The following is an 18,430-nucleotide window of genomic DNA, read 5'->3' as shown; positions in this document are numbered from 1 at the left end:
GCTGTCAAGAAAAAGCCTCACCCCGAAATTAACTATGCTCGCGCTTGGGGACGCGAGACGTTATAACGCTCTCGTGGGTTAAATTTAGGTCCGACTCTGGTCGGGATTTTGGGGAAAAGGCGAAAAATCCGCGTTTTGAAGCGCGCTTCGCGGCTTGCCGAAGCGAGAGTCGCTTATCTTGCTGCGGTTCCGTGCAATGTTCGTTTGGAAAACCCGTCGACGGGGATCTGATGGCTGTATGCGCTATTCAAATTGCTGGGGGTGTAACGGCTGGCGACTGTCGGCCATCAACTATTAATCCTGGGGCAACTAAGGATCAATTTTTCCGAGCATTTGGAACCTCTTTTTTAGGTCGTGTCCCTACCCTCCGCTGCCGTCTGCGAGGATTTGAACTGACAGCCGGTAAACAGCGATCGGTGAGGTCATTGTGCTAAAAAATAATGATCGTGGGTTTTCCCAGCGTAAGGCTGGTCGAGACACCTCCAATATTGATTCAGACGGTACCGATTCTCTGACATTCGACGTAGATCAGTTCGTTGACGGCGTGCTCACGGGCGCCGTTCTGCACAACGCTGTCCACCACAACGATGGTGTCGGTGCGCAGGCTGGCGGGCCCATAATTCGCGACACGGTCCAGGTCTCTTCCGCTTCGAAGCCGGACGCCGGCCAGCCTCAATCCGAGATGTTTGCCGCGACATCGGGTGCGGCCATAACCGGGCCTGCGGTTGTTGTTGCCGAGGGGGCGACAGTTGAAATTCCGGGCGGCGATTCGCAAGCCGTAACGTTCAGCGGAACGACGGGAACGCTGAAGATCGATCACTCGATCACCTACACAGGTGAAATCACCGGTTTATCTGGCCTCGATGCGCTGGATCTGGTCGACATTAATTTCGGAACCAATACGCAGGCAACTTTCCTCGGCGACCACTCCGGCGGCACGCTGACCGTTACCGACGGAACGAATACCGCTAAGATCACGCTGGAAGGCGACTATCTGTCCTCAACGTGGACGCTCTCGAGCGACGGCTCGGGCGGCACCGTGGTCGTTGACCCGGTCGCCTCTGGGACTTGGCAGACGCTCAAAGTCGGCGCGGGCGGATTCATTCGGAATTTCGATATCGCGTCAGACGGGACCATGGTGGGCCGCACCGACTCTTACGGTGCCTATCTGTGGAACGGCTCGCAATGGGTACAACTGGTCACCGCAAGCAGCATGCCTGCTGCATTCGTCGCTTCAACCCAAAATACGCAGGCGACAGGCCAAGGCGTCTACGAAATTCAGATCGCCGATAGCAATACTCAAATTCTTTACATGCTGTACGACGGTTACGTGTTTAAGAGCACGAACCGGGGCACAACCTGGACGCAGACATCGTTCGCTCAGGTCAACGCATATCCCAACGCCAATTCTGCGCAGTACGGGCAGAAGATGGCCATCGATCCAAACAATCCCAACATTGTTTACGTCGGTACGCCATCGAACGGTCTCTGGGTTACAAAGGATGGAGGTAGCACCTGGCAACAACTGAGCCAGCTGCCGGCCACGACAGAGGTGGATAGCAGCGGTGTTCCAACTGGGTTTTCGGGAATTTTGTTCGATCCTGCCCTCGGCGGTGTCGTTAACGGCGTAACTCAGACGATCTTTGCCGAGAGTAACGGCAACGGCGTTTATATGAGCAGCAATGGCGGTGTGTCGTGGACGCTCCTGACTGGCGGTCCGACCACCGTTACGAACGCCGCCGTTTCTTCAACGGGCGTCTACTACGCGGTGGACGGTACCAATCTTTGGGTCTACGCCAATGGCCATTGGTCAGAGCCAGATGTCGGGATGGCGGGCCAGCCAATCCAAGCTGTTGCCGTCAACCCAGCCAACCCCAATCAAATCGTCGTTCAGGGGCCGGGTGGACCGATCAGCGTAAGCTACGATGGGGGTGCAACCTGGAGCGGCCTTGATTGGGCAAGTAACCAAGTCAGCTCGAACGATATTCCCTGGCTTGCGGCCGCTAACTCGGCTGCCTGGGGATCTTTTCTTGATATCGGAGGCTTGGCATTCAATCCGCTGGTGCCTGGCCAACTGATCGCATCGGCCGGTACGGGTTTCTGGACCGCGACTCTCCCGTCGAGTCTGGGAGCTTATACTCCTGTTGTTTGGAACGACCAGAGTGCCGGTATTGAGCAGCTAGTTGCCAACGAGATCATTGTTCCTCCTGGCGGTAAGCCAATCCTTGCGTCTTGGGACCGTCCATTCTTTTATATCAGCGACCTCAACGCCTACCCATCGACATATGGCCCGGTCAACAGCGTCAATATCGACGCGGGTTGGTCGGTAGATTATGCGTCGTCTGCTCCAAACTTCGTGGTCGGCCTCATCTCAAATGGGGTGGGAGTCTACTCCACTGACGGAGGTCAGACTTGGAGTAACTTCGCGAGCGAGCCCTCGTTTCCCGGGCAGGCGAACGGCGGCACGATTGCTGCGAGTTCGCCGCAGAACGTCATCATCGCACCCGGAAATGGCGTTCAGCCCTATTATACGCTGGACGGTGGGGCAACTTGGCACCCTGTGAATTTGCCGGGCGTGACAGATTGGAGCGGTTTCGAAGGTCCATCTTACCTCGATGAACGCTCGATCGTCGCAGATCGGGTGCTGTCGAACACGTTTTATCTCTACTATCCCGGCAATGGCGTCTACAAATCCACGAATGGTGGTGCCACTTGGACGCTTGTTTACAACGGCAATGATGGATTTGGCAGCCAGTTCAATGGCTACATCACGCCGTTTAGCTGGTACAACAACGAGCTGATGTCCGTGCCAGGAGAGGCAGGCAACCTCTTCTTTACGGGTGGCTGGCAAGGCAATTCGGGTGGCGCCGCCGGCCCTGACACAAATGAACCCTTCATGCGATCGACAGACGGCGGGGCTACGTGGACCGCCGTTCCGAATGTGCTTGAAGTCAACTGCTTTGGGTTTGGTGCTGCCGCAACGGCCGGTGGGTATCCCGCGATTTACATCGTAGGGTACGTCAATAATGTTTATGGCATCTGGCAGTCTATCGACAACGCGCAGTCGTGGACCCAGATCGGAACCTATCCGAATTCCAGCCTGGACACGATCAAGACAATTGCCGGCGACCCCAATGTTTTCGGGGAGGTCTACATAGGTTTCGCAGGCTCCGGTTACGCTGTATTGACAGCGAACTCCGCGAGCAACGGGCCGACGGTGTCGTCGGTTGCGGCCTCCGGGACCGGGATCACGTCCGGCAGCGGTGACCTTGGCGCCGGCAACGTGGTGACGCTGACGGTGAACCTGAGCGGCGCAGTGACGGTAGCAGGCGGCACGCCGACCTTGACGCTCAATGACGGTGGGACGGCGACCTACACCGGCGGCTCCGGCACCGGTGCGCTGACCTTCAGCTACACGGTGGGTGCAGGCCAGAACACCTCCGACCTGGCGGTGACGGCGTTCAATCTCAACGGCTCTACCGTCAAGGACGGCTCGGGCAACTCGGCTAATGTTGCTGGCGCGGTCACCAACCCATCGGGGACGCTGCAGATCGACACGACGGCGCCGACAGTGTCGTCGGTGGCCGCCTCCGGAACCGGGATCACGTCGGGCAGCGGCGACCTCGGCGCCGGCAGCGTGGTGACGCTGACGGTGAACCTGAGCGAGGCGGTGACGGTGGCCGGGGGCACGCTGACGCTGACGCTCAATGACGGCGGCACGGCGACCTACACCGGCGGCTCCGGTACCACTGCGCTGACCTTCAGCTACACGGTGGGTGCAGGCCAGAACACCTCCGACCTGACGGTGACGGCGCTCAACCTCAATGGTGCGACGGTCACGGACGGCGCCGGCAACAGCGCCGCTCTGTCCGGGGCGGTCACCAATCCGTCGGGGACGCTGCAGATCGACACGACGGCGCCGACGGTGTCGTCGGTGGCAGCCTCCGGGACCGGGATCACCTCTGGCAGTGGCGACCTTGGTGTCGGCAAGGTGGTGACGCTGACGGTGAATCTGAGCGAGGCGGTGACGGTGGCCGGCGGCACGCCGACGCTGACGCTCAATGACGGCGGCACCGCGACCTATACCGGCGGCTCCGGCACCGGCGCGCTGACCTTCAGCTACACGGTTGCCGCGGGCCAGAACACCTCCGACCTGACGGTGACGGCGGTCAACCTCAATGGCGCGACGGTCAAGGATGGTGCGGGCAACAGCGCCGTCCTGACCGGGGCGGTCACCAATCCGTCGGGGACGCTGCAGATTGACGGCACTGCGCCAACGGTGTTGTCGGTTGCAGCCTCCGGGACCGGGATCACCTCTGGCAGCGGCGACCTTGGCGTCGGCAGCGTGGTGACGCTGACGGTGAACCTGAGCGAGGTCGTGACGGTGGCCGGGGGCACGCCGACTCTGACGCTCAATGACGGCGGCACCGCGACCTATACCGGCGGCTCCGGCACCGGCGCGCTGACCTTCAGCTACACGGTTGCCGCGGGCCAGAACACCTCCGACCTGACGGTGACGGCGGTCAACCTCAATGGCGCGACGGTCAAGGACGGTGCCGGCAACAGCGCCGTCCTGACCGGTGCAGTCACCAACCCGTCAGGGACGCTGCAGATCGATGGCACTGCGCCGATGGTGTCGTCGGTTGCAGCCTCCGGGACCGGGATCACGTCCGGTAGCGGCGACCTCGGTGTCGGCAGCGTGGTGACGCTGACGGTGAACCTGAGCGAGGCGGTGACGGTGGCCGGTGGCACGCCGACCCTGACGCTCAATGACGGCGGCACGGCGACCTACACCGGCGGCTCCGGCACCAATGCGCTGATCTTCAGCTACACGGTGGGTGCAGGCCAGAACACCTCCGACCTGGCGGTGACGGCGTTCAATCTCAACGGCTCCATGGTCAAGGACGGCGCGGGCAACAGCGCCACCCTGACCGGTGCGGTCACCAACCCGTCGGGGACGCTGCAGATCGATGGCACACCGCCGACGGTATCGTCGGTGACGGCCTCCGGGACCGGGATCACCGGCGGTGCAGGCAGCGTGGCGGCGGGTTATGTGGTGACGCTGACGGTGAACCTGAGCGAGGCGGTGACGGTGGCCGGAGGCACCCCAACCCTGACGCTCAATAACGGGGGCACGGCGACCTATGCCGGCGGCTCGGGCACCAATGCGTTGACCTTCAGCTACACGGTCGGCGCAAGCGACAGCGATGTTTCTGCGCTCGCCATCACCCAGGTGAACCTACCAACTGGAACAACGATCAAGGACGGCGCGGGCAACAGCGCGAACTTGACGGGTGTCGCGGCTACATTCGCAAATCTGTCGGTCGACCAGCCGAGCGCTATCGAGATTTCCGGTGCAACCTCCTTGGTGCAGGCCGCAAATAACTACTACCTTGATCCGATGAGCGGCGGCACCGGTCCCGTGCTGAAGTATCAGCGGAGCGCGGTCTACTCCGGCGAATTCGGCGCCTGGACGCTGATCGGCGCGGAAGCGGTGTCCGGCGGTTACGATGCGGCTTGGAAGAACAGCAGTACGGGCCAATACATCGTTTGGAACGTCGATAGCAGCGGCAACTATGTCAAGGATCTGATCAACGGCGCGTCGGCCACCAACGCGGTCTTGGAGTCCTACGAGATAACTTTCAATCAGGATCTGAATGGCGACGGTGCCATAGGTCTCGCTGGCACAAATATTGAGACATCAGGTGCAACAAGCCTGCTGCAGGTCGGAAGCAACTATTTTATGGTACCCGCCGGCGGCAACAGCGGCCCCGAACTGATGTATCAGCACAGTCCGGTGTACTCCGGCGAATTCGGCGCCTGGACAACGATCGGCGCAGAAGCGGTGTCCGGCGGCTACGATGTAGCGTGGAAGAACAGCAGCACGGGCCAATACATTATCTGGAATGTCGATAGTAGTGGCAATTACGTCAAGGATCTGATCAACGGCGCGTCGGCCACCAACGCAGTTTTTGAGTCCTACGAGACGACCTTCCATCAGGATCTGAATGGCGATGGTACCATCGGTCTCGCTGGCACGAACATCGAGACATCAGGTGCAACAAGCCTGCTGCAGGTCGGAAGCAACTATTTTATGGTACCCGCCGGCGGCAACAGCGGCCCCGAACTGATGTATCAGCGCAGTCCGGTGTACGCCGGCGAATTCGGCGCCTGGGCGCCGGTCGGCGCCGAAGCGGTATCGGGCGGTTACGACGTTGCGTGGAAGAACAGCAGTACGGGCCAATACATCGTCTGGAATGTCGATGGCAGTGGCAACTATGTCAAGGATCTCCTCAACGGCGCTTCGGCGACCAATCCGGTCTTGGAGTCCTACGAGGTAACTTTCCATCAGGATCTGAATGGCGACGGCACCATCGGTCTCGCTGGTACGAATATCGAGACATCAGGTGCGACAGGCCTGCTGCAGGTCGGAAGCAACTATTTTATGGTGCCGGTCGGCGTTAACGGCGGCCCCGAACTGATGTACCAAGGCGCTCCAGTTTACTCCGGCGAATTCGGCGCCTGGGCGCCGATCGGTGCAGAAGCGGTGTCGGGCGGTTACGATGTTGCGTGGAAGAACAGCAGCACGGGCCAATACATCGTCTGGAATGTCGATAGCAGCGGCAACTACGTTAAGGACCTGATTAACGGCGTGTCGGCAAGCAGCGCCGCTCTCGCGTCCTATGAGCCCCTCTTCCAGCAAGACCTCAATGGTGATGGAGTCATTACCATTCTGGCTGGGCAAACGATGGAGCTGACCGGAAGCTTCTCGGGGCAGATTGTGTTCGGCGGGTCTACCGGCACGCTCATCGTCGACCATTCCGCGACGTTTACGGGGACGATCGGCGGTCAGCTCGCAATCGGTGATGTGATCGACTTCAAGGATATCAGCGCGGGCGGCAGTGCCTCGCTTGCATATTCAGGTAATAATTCTCCCGGCACGCTGACGGTGAGTGACGGCGTCCACACCGCCAACGTGGATCTGCTGGGCAGCTACTCTCTGGCGAACTTCACTGCATCAAGCGACGGTCACGGAGGTACTTCTGTCGTCGATCCGCCGTTGGCTTCGCAACAAACCAGCAGCCTGGATCAGCAGATAGCTCTGTTCTCCCAATATATGGCTTCCGACTTCTCGAGCACATCGTCCAGCATCGACAACAGCTCGATGTTCGGTTCGGATCATCTCCCGATGCCACCTCAGTTGGCAGTGTTCACGGCGCCCCAACAGCACGCCCCTATCTGACGATGTCCCGCATCGGCTGGCTTTGAGCAGGTTGGAACCGGTCCCTGCCAAAGCCTTCAGACTTTGTGGTTTTCGTACTATGAAGGCTGCTCAGTTCACGTTGCTCAAGGGCGTCAGGTAGTGAAAGTCCGTATCTTCCGGACCTTGTTCGCGTTGCTTTTGCTGGTGCCGCTGGCCGCGGGTGCAAGCGCGGCGGAACGCCGCTTGGCGCTCGTCATCGGCAATGCCGCCTACAAAGCCGGGCCGCTCGCCACTCCTGCCAATGACGCTGCTCTGGTCGCCGAAACTCTGCGATCGGTCGGCTTCGAAGTAGCCGGAAGCCGCGATCTCGAGGCGGATCTTCTGCGGCGGGCCTTCGAGGACTTTCGTGAGAAGGTCAGAGGGTCGGGGCCTGGAACCGTCGTCCTGGTCTACTTTTCCGGCCTCGCACTGCAGCTGGAGGGCGACAATTATTTGATTCCAGTCGATGCCGCTCCTGGCCAGGCATCAGACATCCGCCGTGACGCGCTTCAGTTAGCCGGACTGATCAGATCGCTCGTTGAAGCAGGGCCGAAGGCAGCGTTCATTATCCTGGATGCAGCGCGACGAAATCCGTTTTCGATCTCTGACGGGCCACCGGCGGGCGGCTTTGCCTGGGTGGAGCCGGAAGCCAATTCGCTGGTCGCGCTCAACGCGGCGCCCGGCACGATCGCCCCCGATGACAAAGCGGGCTTTGGTGCGTACGCGATTGCCTTGACCGAGATGATTCGTCAGGGAGGGCTGGAGCCGGAAGATCTGTTTGCCCGAGTGAGGTTGAGGGTTACCGAAGCGACCAACGGCAGCCAAGTGCCTTGGCACGTGTCGAGGCTACAGGACCCGCTCGTGTTTGCGGAACGTCCTTCTGACGCACCGCTGCGGGCCGATCGGCCCGAGCTGACCCGCTCGTTCCGAACCCGGCCTATGCGCGCACTCTCGGCAGGCGATGCCTATCTGACCGCGCTCATGCGCGACACTTTTGATGGCTATTCGGAGTTTCTCGCCGAATATTGGAAAGATCCGATGACAAGGCGCGTCCGCGCGCTGCTTTCCGCGCGACGCGAGATCCTCACTTGGCGCTGTAGCATCCGAGAGAATACGCCGAACGCGTATTGGATGTATTTGGAGAGATATCCACGCGGTCCGCACGGGCCTGATGCTCGGCGGATCCTGGCGCGTGCAGGAGCTGGCCCTACAGCGCCTTCGAAGTTCGCCACAACGGGGTGTGACATTCCAGCTCCGCTGCCGGACGAAGTTGAGTATGTTGAACGGGCCCCGCTGAGCTTCGGCGATCCAGCCTTTGCCTTTGAGCCTCTAAGGCCATTGCCGGATTATTTTCTAAGTGCCTCAGCTTCGGAGCTGCGCCGGCTGTCTGCACCGGCTGCTCCAATCGGGAGCCATGATCTGCCCGTCGTGGCACCCGCATCGATTCCGAGCTCGACTCTACCTGCTGTCGCGACGCCGCTGAGTCCGAAAAAGGTTGAGCAGGCGCGCACGCCGCAATCGACCGCGACTGACGTGGGATATTTGACAAGCGCCGTACCGCTCGCCAGCCAGCCTGTGCCATTGGACTCGTCCGGCAGAACGGCAGCCAGCATCGGCAATGCCGTGGGAGAGCTCGCAGACCCAACGGTGGCGCCCGGCTCGTGGACCGGCGGCGGGCTGCGTTACCAATCCCTAACGCCGCCCACAGATACATTGGGCGCTGCCGCATCTGAGGGACCGCAGCAAACAACCTCGCAATCGGCGCCGTCGCTGCTCAACGGGGGTCCCGCCTGGAATCGTCCGGCAGGGCAAACACTGGGGGCAAGCGTCAACGAACAGACATTGGCACCGGTTGCGCCAAACCAGATGCGCTCTCCTGGAACCAATCCGCTGCCAAATCCGCGAGCCAGTAAACGCGGAGTTCCTGCAGTTCGTCCGACGACGCGGAATGCGGATGGCGGCGCCTCCACAGCAGGCGCGGTTGGTGATGTCGCGCCGTCCGCCGGTGCCAAGCCGCCTTCCACTCAACCGCTCGCTTCCAGGGCTGGCGTGAAGCCAATGAACCGGACGGGGCCACTCCCCGCCAGGACGGGTGTATCACCGTCCGTCAACGGTGGTGCGGTTGCTACCGATAGTGTTTCGACGGGACGGCCCGTTACCGGAATGAGCAAGACAAAGGGAGCGCCAGCGAAGAAACTTACGCCGGAGGCTCCTTCAGAAACGGAGCCAGCTCCCGAAAAGCCCGATTCCTTACCGCCGTCGGATTAGTGTTGCTGCGTCAAACCGACGTTGTTCCAGGGCGGCCCGTCAGAGCTGAACCCCTGAGACTCGATATTCTCAGGCGCGCAATTGCGCGCCCTAGTTCGATGCTGTCGCAGCGCCCCGGAATGACTGCGAAATGGGCCGTGTCTCGCGGTGTTGGCGCTGTAGGATTGGATCAGTCCAACGTTGATCTTCCGGCGAACTCGGTATGCCCCCACCACGTCTGTGAGGATTGCGCACAGCCGCGGTCAGTCCTGTGATCATCGCTCGCGGAAGCTTTCCTGCCGATATTTCATCACCGGCGACAAGAGATAGCCGATGATCCTTCGGGATCCGGTCTTGATCTCTGCCGTAATGGCCATGCCCGGCGAAAGGCGCACTGTTCGGTCCTCGACCTGGATCTCCTGGCTGCTCACGGAAATTCGTGCCGCATAGGTCAGCTGCTGCCCGGAAGGTTCGCTCGTTGCCTCGGGGGAGCCTGCAACCTTGTCATTTTGCTTGTCGGTCGTTTCTCTCGCGATGGAATCGGACGAAATGGTGCGCACCTTCCCGTGAAGCAGCCCGTAACGGGTGAAATCGAACGTATCGACCTTGATCTCGACGTCGTCACCGACGTGTACAAATCCGATATCGCGGTTGCTCACCATGGCCTCGATCTCCAGCGGACTGTCGCTGGGGACGATCACCATCAGAGTCTGGGCTGGGGTTACTACGCCTCCCAGCGTATGCACTGCCAGCTGTTGCACGACGCCCGAAACGGGAGCGGTCAGCTCTTGAAGCTTTAAGCGCTGTTCGGCCTTCGATAGGTCGGCGGTGAGACCTCCAGCTTTCCGCTCGGCTTCAGCCAATTCCCCAAACAGAGTCCGTCGATATTCTCCGACGGTTTGTGCACGAGTCTCGATGATCGCTGCAATCGAAGCCTGGATCTCCTTCACATGGCTCTTCTGCACCATGCGTTCCTGCTGGCTCTCGGTCAGCTGCTGCAGCACCTCGTAGTACTGCAACCTGGAGCCATATTCGTTCAGCGATTTGCGGATATTGACCCGTTCTTCAATCGTCGGAATAACCGCGTTGAGTTTTTCGATCGTAGCGGAGATCGTCGCAAGCTCCGCCTCCTTCTGAGCCCGCTGGCCGTCGAGGGCCGCGATCTTGGAGCGGTGCTCGGAGATCTGGGCGATCAAGAACTGGCGCTGCATCGCGACCAGAGACGCCTCTGCTTCCTTGGGCGGTTGGAATGCAGATACGGGATCGTCGGTGTCGGTCAGCGCGGCGCGCAGACGAGCGATATCAAGCTGGGCCGCAAGCAGGTCGCTCTGCAAGTGACTGACTTCGCCCTGGATCATGGTCGGATCAAGCTCGACCAGAACGTCGCCCGCCTTGACGGTCTGCCCGTCGCTGACCCGTATCGCGCGCACGACCCCGGCCTCGAGCGGTTGGATCACCTTGCTGCGACCCGTCGGGATCACCTTGCCTGATGCGGTCGCCACAACGTCGACTTGACTAAAGCTCGCCCAGATCAGCGCCGTTACGAAAAGTGCAATCAACGTTGCTCCGATCGTCCTGCCCGTCGGCGAAGGCGGTGTCTCGACGATCTCCAACGCGGCCGGCAGAAAGGCGAACTCCTCCCGTTCCCGAGGCGGCGCCTGGCGCGTCGGAAATGGGATGATTTTCAGCTCCGGTCTCATGAAAGCCCCGCCGACCGTAGAACGCGCGCGCCGATTGGTTCGCTCTGACAATGATGCCCCTCAAATGTGAATAATCGAATCTATCTTTCCGTCGAGTTTAGATGGACTTGCGGGCCATTTAATGGCCGCTGCCGATGACGGTCCCCAGTTGGAGTTCGTGTTTTCCAATCCAGAGGCCGAAAACGGTGGCGAAAAATCCGCCATTAAATTATAGCTAACGCATTATGAAGTATAAGCATACTGCGACTGGAGATCGTTGTCTGCAATTTCAGGAGAGGCGCTGTCGATGACGGCTGATCCGGAGTCTACAGGGCTAAGCGATCCGGGCCTTACAGCATTGGTGATGCTGTTGCGCTTTCACGGAGTTGGAGCTGATCCGTCGCAAATCCGCCATCATTGCGGAGCGGCCGAAATTGGCGTCTCCGACATGATCCGTTGCGCCAAGGAGTTCGGATTAAAATCGCGGGAGATGAAAACCAGCTGGGCACGACTGGCAACGACGCCACTGCCGGCCATTGCGGTTTTGCGGGACGGCGACTTTCTGATTCTCGGAAAGTTCGGGCAAGACAAGATCATGGTGCAGTCGACGAAGACCCCGCGTCCTGCACTGATGGCGAAGGAAGAGCTGGAGCAGATCTGGACGGGGCGCGTTGTCTTGATGACCAAGCGCGCCGGCTTGATGGAGTTGTCCCGCCGCTTCGACATCACGTGGTTTCTGGATGCGATACACAAATACCGTCGGCATTTCGGAGAAGTGCTGCTCGCGTCTTTCTTTCTTCAGGTGTTCGCTCTCGTCTCGCCCCTGTTTTTTCAGGTCGTGATCGACAAGGTCCTGGTCCATCGGAGCGTGAGCACGCTCGATGTGTTGACGATCGGGCTGATCGGTATTGCAGTATTTGAGACCATTCTGTCCATTCTGCGGACCTATTTATTCTCCCATACGACGAACCGCATCGACGTCGAACTAGGCGCCCGGCTGTTTCAGCATCTGTTGGCACTGCCGATATCCTATTTCCAGACGCGTCGCGTCGGCGATTCGGTCGCGCGGGTACGCGAGTTGGAGAATATTCGAAATTTCCTGACCAGTTCGGCCTTGACGCTGGTCATCGATCTCCTTTTTACGCTGGTCTTCCTCGGCGTCATGTTTGCCTATTCGCCGCTCTTGACCGGTGTCGTACTTGCGGGGTTTCCGTTCTATATCGCGATTTCTGCGGGAGCGGCTCCGGGCTTCAGGCAACTGCTGGACGAAAAGTTCAAGCGCGGTGCTGAAAACCAAGCCTTTCTGGTCGAGAGCATCGGTGGCGTCGAGACTCTCAAGGCGATGGCCATCGAGCCTCAGATGCAGCGCCGTTGGGAAGAGCAACTGGCCGGCTATGTGGCTTCCAGTTTCCGGGTCCTGCGACTGGGAAATACGGCAAGCAACAGCGTTCAATTCGTCAATAAGGTCGTGATGGCCGCCGTTTTGTACTTCGGGGCCAAGCTGGTTATTGCGGGAGGGTTGAGCGTCGGAGAACTCGTCGCCTTCAACATGCTGGCCGGCCGGGTCACCCAGCCGGTGCTCCGGCTCGCCCAGATCTGGCAGGATTTCCACCAGGCGAAGATCTCGGTGGAGCGGCTCGGCGACATCCTGAATACGGCTCCCGAGCCCAAGTTCAACCCGGCTCGTGCCGCGCTGCCTGCGATAAGAGGGGATATTGCTTTCGACCACGTGTGGTTTCGGTATCGGATCGACGGCCCGGAGATATTGCGTGACGTCAGCTTCAGTGTTTCGGCCGGGCAAGTCATAGGCGTCGTTGGCGCATCTGGGTCCGGCAAAAGCACCGTCGCCAAGTTGATCCAACGGCTCTATGTTCCGGAGCGCGGCAGGGTTCTCATCGATGGCGTAGATCTTGCGATGGTCGATACTGCATGGCTACGCCGGCAAATCGGCGCGGTGTTGCAGGAAAACGTTCTCTTCAACCGCTCGATCAGGGAGAACATTGCCCTTGCCGATCCGGCGATGCCGATCGAGCAGGTGGTTGAAGCCGCCAAGCTTGCGGGAGCTCACGACTTCATTCTCGAACTGCCGGAAGGGTATGACACCGTGGTGGGGGAGCGCGGCGCCAGCCTTTCAGGCGGGCAGCGTCAGCGCGTTGCCATCGCGCGAGCGCTGGTTACAAATCCTCGGATCTTGATCTTTGACGAGGCCACAAGTGCCCTCGATTACGAGAGCGAGCGCATCATTCAGGACAATATGCAGCGCATCGCGCAGGGACGTACGGTCATTGTGATTGCTCACCGCCTATCGACCGTTCGGCGAAGCAACCGAATCATAACGATCGACCGCGGCAAGCTGGTTGAGGACGGGACGCATGAGGAGCTCATCAGGCGCGGCGGGCGATATGCGAGCTTGCACCGCGTCCAGTCCGATATACACGAGGTCAAATAGGCCGGTTTCTCGCCACAGAACAGCTTGGCGACGGCGGGCGACTTTCAATCGCACTGTTCGGGCGAAGTTTCCGGATAGCCGGCGCTGAACCGAACGTTGGGGATGTGACCTGCCAACGCATCTTTGTCGGGGAGCAGTTGTCGGTTCTCAGGACGGCGGTCCGCGATTGGCTGCGAGCGAATGGCGGAGGATATGGCGGAATAGGACCCGGTTACGAGGCCAGTCCGGAGGCCTTATCGTGCTGAGTTCTGGGTCGATGTCGGATGGGCGGTGTAGGCCGGTAGCTTATTTGAGATCCACAACGACCGGCAATGTGCGCACGCCAGTCCCACGAAGTAACCGATCTGAAGGCTGACGGCTGCGACGATCACTATTGTGAGCAATGACCAGAAACCGGTGGTTGCCGTCGTCATACCCGCGCTTCCCAGGCCGATGACGACCACGGGTGTGGCAGGCAGGATTGCCAGCACGCTGTATCGCTGCGCCAGCAACGCGCCGAGCAAAAGACAGAAAATGACCGCTGTCATTGTCATTGCTAGCATCTCCCTTGAAGCGGGCCTGTCCTAAGACAGAATTTTGCCCGCTCAAGAACAGGTTCCCACCGGCAAGTTAACAACCTTTGAAGTCAGCCGCCGCTCGAACGCGAGACTGGCCAATAGGGTGTGCCAACCGTTTCCACAGACGCCACCAACTTCTGACCAGATCGTACCCAATTCAGGTAATTACGTGGCAGCGCGAAAGATAGTCCGTTAGAATACCGTTAAGGTCGATTCCAGCGCAATACAACTATTGCGCGAAATTGACCCCGTCATGCGAGATGGTGCGTCAGGACCAGATCGCGAAAAAGAAAATTGGATCAAGAGGTTGGAGCGCGCCAAACTTCAGCGCGCCAATTCATCGGCCGATCGCCGGAGCGTAGGATTGCAAATATGCGCTAGGTGCTCTGAGGGGGGCCGTTCTCTGGCTCACCCGCGCCGATCACAAAATCCTCAATTTTGTGGCCCGTGCGGAGGGCGGCCGTCAACCAACGGGGGCGTTTGCCTCGACCGGACCATGTCTCGGTTGGCTCGTTCGGATTGCGGTATTTGGGCGAGACCTTCGAATATTTGCGTGCCTCGTGTGTCCCGTTCGCTCCTGGTGAAAGAGGAGCTTCGTCGGAATTAAGAAGGGACCAGTCCTTGTCACGGTGCAATTGAGCCAGCCGTTTTTCCAGCGCATGCTTTTCGGCAGTTAGCCTCGCTGCAAGAACTTCAATAACTGTTTCGTGAAGCTGCCATATCTCATCGACCGACATGGCATCGAGATTTAATTTTCTAACCATCCCGCAACTTTCGGTCGGTTCTTGGAATCGGAACAATAATAGCCCTATTTTATCCGATTTCTAGTAGAATGTCGCAATTGCTGCTACTTAGGTCAGTGAATTCCTCTGCTTAGGCGAGTTGCACATCTGGTCATTAGGCTTCGGCATAGGGAGACACATTTAATTTGGTCGCGATAACGAATTTGGCGGGCTGACCCGTTCAAAAGTGGGCTCTAGCGATACGAAATCACTTGAACGACAGTTGCTGCTTCCCAACCGAGATAGGCGCAGCAATTGGGCGTCCCGCGCGACGGCAATCAAAAACAGAAGGTTTGGATTTCGATAACGACCCGGGCATTTCAGGTCCGAATGATGCATAGGAGGGCGAGTATTCTGAAGCAGGCGCGGAGCCCGCACTGGTAACGATCAGAGCAGGGCAAAAGTGACGGGCGTTCCGTATGTATAGTTTCGCCGCCGCATATGCGATTAATTGGCATATGGCTTGATAATACAGATATAGACGGGAGGGCGACGAGCCTCTGTTCCGACGATCACCGGAGTATTCCGAGATTAACTGTAGGGCGGCCGCCCCGCTAGAGACCATTGCTTTGCGGTACACTCCACATTAAAGTCTTAAAATAGGATTTATGTGGTCGGTTGTGTGCAGAGATTGCGAGTATTGGAGCTGGCGATGATTTTGGCGTTCCCAATCCAAAGAACCTTACTCGCCGCAATGACGGCCGGGGTGGTCCTACTCCGAGCCAGCGCGCCAGCGGCGGCTGCGACTTATTCCGGTCCACTTCCCGACGGCTATTCGGATAGTTTTTTTCAGATTGGCTCTGACACCTCAAGATTATCGATAAATATCAGCACGCTCGGAGTTCGCGACCCGTCGATCTGTGCCACGTGCTACAGTTCCTATACTGACAATTTTGTAGTCAAGTTTTACGATAGTACCGGGCAGATCCTGAAATCCTACAACGAAATAAATTATCTCTCCTATAATATGTACACGAGCTCGCACGGAATTGGTGCTGGACCAGTGTTCGTTCCTGCTCCGAGCGGAGCGGTTACAATGGAGATCGTGAGCCAACTTACGATCGCTGGTCTTCTGGGCACAGATGGCCTTCCACTTGGATTTGGAAATCTGAACATATTCTCAGATGGCTCGACCGTGGCCGCGACCCCGATTCCTTCGAGTATTTCACTGGTGGCGTCGACTCTCGCCATAGCCGGCGTCTTTGCCTGGTATCAGCGGCGCAAGAGAGTCACCGCTTTGGCGGCCTTAGCGTAGGCAGGAGTATTCGAGGCATCCTCATTTTGCTGCGGTCGTAAGCAGAGTGGCATAAGACCCCGGCTGGCTTAGGCCTCAGCGGCGGATGCCGGCCTCGATCAACTTCATTCTGTCCGTCGGTTCGGCGTCGTTTGCGTGGGGCGTGACCGTTCGAGCTGACCACGCGGGTTGACGGACTTCGTCTGCCGCTGGTGTACTTGCGGCACGTCTTGATCATCATCATCGTCATCATCGCGTATCGCGGAACTTCTCCCGCTGACGCGCCCTGACGGTTGGCGGGTGACAAAGAGGAATTGTCGGTGCGGAGGCACCCGGCAACAAGCTGTGATTTTATCCGACAAGCTCATGCTGCTGACGGTAGCTCGTAGCGAGCGAGCGGCAGCTCATCGTGGAGCGAGATGATTGCGGGTCAGGACAAATCAATCCAAGACCCGCCGTTTTTCCAGTCAAACAAATTCTGCGTCGTCCCTGAAAGACACGAGCGCGGGTCAAATCCTGCCCTTCTCCGTGGGAGAGTCGATGCCTCAGCGAACTTCGCAGGACCTCGCTCCGGCGTGCCGCTCAGGCATCCGACCGATGGTCCGCTTCAATAGGCGTTCCGTTTCCGCAAAACCTCGAAGACGGTCTTGATGAGAATAAACAGGTCGAGCCAAATGCTCCAATTGTTGATGTACCAAAGGTCGAGCTTCACGCGCTTTGCGATATGTTGGACCGTCGGCGTTTCGCCCCGGGCGCCGTTGCATTGAGCCCAGCCGGTGATGCCCGGCTTGACGTGGTGCCTCACAGCATAATCACTCAGGACTGTTTCGAAGTAACTATCGTGCGCCAGAGCATGGGGTCTCGGTCCCACCAGCGACATGTCGCCCTTGACCACGTTGAAGAGCTGCGGCAACTCATCGATGCTAGCTGCTCTAAGCAGTCGCCCGACGCCCGTCACCCTCATATCGTTGCGAGTTGCCTGAACGACGTGCGAGCCGTTTTCCTGCACGGTCATTGTGCGGAATTTGTAAATAACAAACTCCTTGCCGTTAAATCCTCGCCGCAGCTGTCGAAAGATCACAGGCCCGGGACTTCCGAGCTTGATAGCCGCCGCCGCGAGAAACATGATCGGCAGGAAAAATACGATCGCGAGAGAGGAAAACACGACGTCCATCCCGCGCTTCACGAGACGCTGCCATTCTGACAGCGGAGCCCTCTGAATCTCGACGACGAGAGCTCCTCGCTGCGCGGACGAGGTAAGGCTGGTCAACGATCGGATTCGCAGGTCCGGCAGCAACTGAGATGCAACCGGAAGCAATTTCATCTGGTTCTTGACCAGCTCTATGCGGTCAATGTCGTTCCACGGCAGCGCGATGAGGACCTGCCGGCAGTTATGTTTCCGCACGAATTGAGATGCGGCACTGATGACCTGCGTATCCAGCAGGGACCGCTCCGAGATATCCCGTTCGACCCCCAGAATAAATCGATTTACCTCGGTAGCGCCGCAGAGAACCAGTAAATCGGCCGGGGTCAAAGCAGCCATTTCGGCGAAATCGCCGATCAAGACAGTGTCGCGCCCACCTATCGCGCCTCGTTCAACGGCACGCGCGATCGCCTCTTTCGCAGCCTTCCGGCTCAGAAGCAGCCCAACGGCTGCGAGAGAGCCGAAGATAATAAAAGCACCGCGTGAGTAAACGACGCTGATCTTCAGAAGAAACGCAATGAACGCAAGGAGCAGGCCGGTGCTAAACCAGCAAACAAGTATTTCCTTGAGCTCAACTCTCGGCTTGGCAATTTCCTGAAAATCATAATGGCCGCTTCCATGCATTCTAAGAACGTACAATATGCTGGCGAGCAACCCGACGCCGCTTTCAAGCACGTATTCGGAACCGGAGTTTCCGGCGAGAAATTGATACCCCACGCCGCCAATGAGAGCCGATACGAAAATGACGGTCGCGTCGCAGCTTAGTAGTCCATAAGATACAATGCCGGATGAGAGCGCCTTCGAGTTCGGGCTAACCGAATATGCATAGTGCGCAGTCTGTTCATTAACATCAGATTTAATCGACATAGCCGCCGCCACCGCCTATTTAATTTCGATCCAGCGAGAAATTGAGTTCAAATCGTCGATTTAAATATCCGTTAACTAAAACAATATACGATGGCTATTTGTGTGGCGCAATATCAATTTTTAAGGCGATGATGCCTGAAGCTTGGCCTTTGGTACGGTATCGGCCCT

At 58.6% G+C, this 18,430-nt stretch carries 8 protein-coding genes; 4 read left to right on the top strand and 4 right to left on the bottom strand.

The window, feature by feature from the left end; translation table 11 throughout:
- The first annotated feature begins 427 nt into the window (after window positions 1-427).
- Together ACQR1W_RS09105 and ACQR1W_RS09100 are read left to right on the top strand one after the other, a co-directional pair.
- Window positions 428-7,243, top strand: a complete 6,816-nt coding sequence (locus ACQR1W_RS09105) for a beta strand repeat-containing protein (RefSeq protein WP_434850492.1) — start codon at window positions 428-430, stop codon at window positions 7,241-7,243.
- Window positions 7,244-7,363: 120 nt separating this feature from the next.
- Complete coding sequence (locus ACQR1W_RS09100; RefSeq protein ID WP_434850491.1) at window positions 7,364-9,511, top strand: caspase family protein; 2,148 nt, start codon at window positions 7,364-7,366, stop codon at window positions 9,509-9,511.
- Between the two features lie 254 nt (window positions 9,512-9,765).
- On the opposite strand, the gene ACQR1W_RS09095 is transcribed toward ACQR1W_RS09100, so the two are convergent.
- Entirely contained in the window at window positions 9,766-11,190 is a 1,425-nt protein-coding gene (locus tag ACQR1W_RS09095) for an HlyD family type I secretion periplasmic adaptor subunit (RefSeq protein ID WP_434850490.1), read from the bottom strand.
- Between the two features lie 286 nt (window positions 11,191-11,476).
- Here ACQR1W_RS09095 and ACQR1W_RS09090 point away from each other — a divergent pair, with 286 nt between their 5' ends.
- Complete coding sequence (locus ACQR1W_RS09090; protein WP_434850489.1) at window positions 11,477-13,618, top strand: type I secretion system permease/ATPase; 2,142 nt, start codon at window positions 11,477-11,479, stop codon at window positions 13,616-13,618.
- Window positions 13,619-13,851: 233 nt separating this feature from the next.
- Here ACQR1W_RS09090 and ACQR1W_RS09085 read toward each other — a convergent pair whose 3' ends face one another.
- Window positions 13,852-14,151, bottom strand: a complete 300-nt coding sequence (locus ACQR1W_RS09085) for a hypothetical protein (protein WP_434850488.1) — start codon at window positions 14,149-14,151, stop codon at window positions 13,852-13,854.
- Window positions 14,152-14,552: 401 nt separating this feature from the next.
- Complete coding sequence (locus tag ACQR1W_RS09080; RefSeq protein WP_434850487.1) at window positions 14,553-14,939, bottom strand: H-NS family nucleoid-associated regulatory protein; 387 nt, start codon at window positions 14,937-14,939, stop codon at window positions 14,553-14,555.
- A gap of 670 nt (window positions 14,940-15,609) precedes the next feature.
- Between ACQR1W_RS09080 and ACQR1W_RS09075 the strand changes: the two genes are divergently transcribed.
- Window positions 15,610-16,212, top strand: a complete 603-nt coding sequence (locus ACQR1W_RS09075; RefSeq protein ID WP_434850486.1) for a hypothetical protein — start codon at window positions 15,610-15,612, stop codon at window positions 16,210-16,212.
- Window positions 16,213-16,798: 586 nt separating this feature from the next.
- On the opposite strand, the gene ACQR1W_RS09070 is transcribed toward ACQR1W_RS09075, so the two are convergent.
- The gene (locus tag ACQR1W_RS09070) at window positions 16,799-18,262 is read right to left on the bottom strand and encodes an undecaprenyl-phosphate glucose phosphotransferase (protein ID WP_434850485.1); all 1,464 of its coding nucleotides are present in this window, start codon (window positions 18,260-18,262) and stop codon (window positions 16,799-16,801) included.
- Window positions 18,263-18,430: the final 168 nt, after the last annotated feature.

Origin of the sequence: Bradyrhizobium sp. HKCCYLS1011 (assembly GCF_051167795.1) — a bacterium.
Lineage (GTDB): Bacteria > Pseudomonadota > Alphaproteobacteria > Rhizobiales > Xanthobacteraceae > Bradyrhizobium.
The sequence above is the reverse complement of the archived record's forward strand: the minus strand, read 5'-3'. Positions and strand labels throughout refer to the sequence as shown.

What these genes read in the sequence shown, in the direction of transcription:
- ACQR1W_RS09095 (WP_434850490.1), bottom strand. Translation starts at nt 11,190, where the DNA reads ATGAGACCGGAGCTGAAAATCATCCCATTTCCGACGCGCCAGGCGCCG.
- ACQR1W_RS09090 (WP_434850489.1), top strand. Translation starts at nt 11,477, where the DNA reads ATGACGGCTGATCCGGAGTCTACAGGGCTAAGCGATCCGGGCCTTACA.
- ACQR1W_RS09085 (WP_434850488.1), bottom strand. Translation starts at nt 14,151, where the DNA reads ATGACAATGACAGCGGTCATTTTCTGTCTTTTGCTCGGCGCGTTGCTG.
- ACQR1W_RS09080 (WP_434850487.1), bottom strand. Translation starts at nt 14,939, where the DNA reads ATGGTTAGAAAATTAAATCTCGATGCCATGTCGGTCGATGAGATATGG.
- ACQR1W_RS09075 (WP_434850486.1), top strand. Translation starts at nt 15,610, where the DNA reads ATGATTTTGGCGTTCCCAATCCAAAGAACCTTACTCGCCGCAATGACG.
- ACQR1W_RS09070 (WP_434850485.1), bottom strand. Translation starts at nt 18,262, where the DNA reads ATGTCGATTAAATCTGATGTTAATGAACAGACTGCGCACTATGCATAT.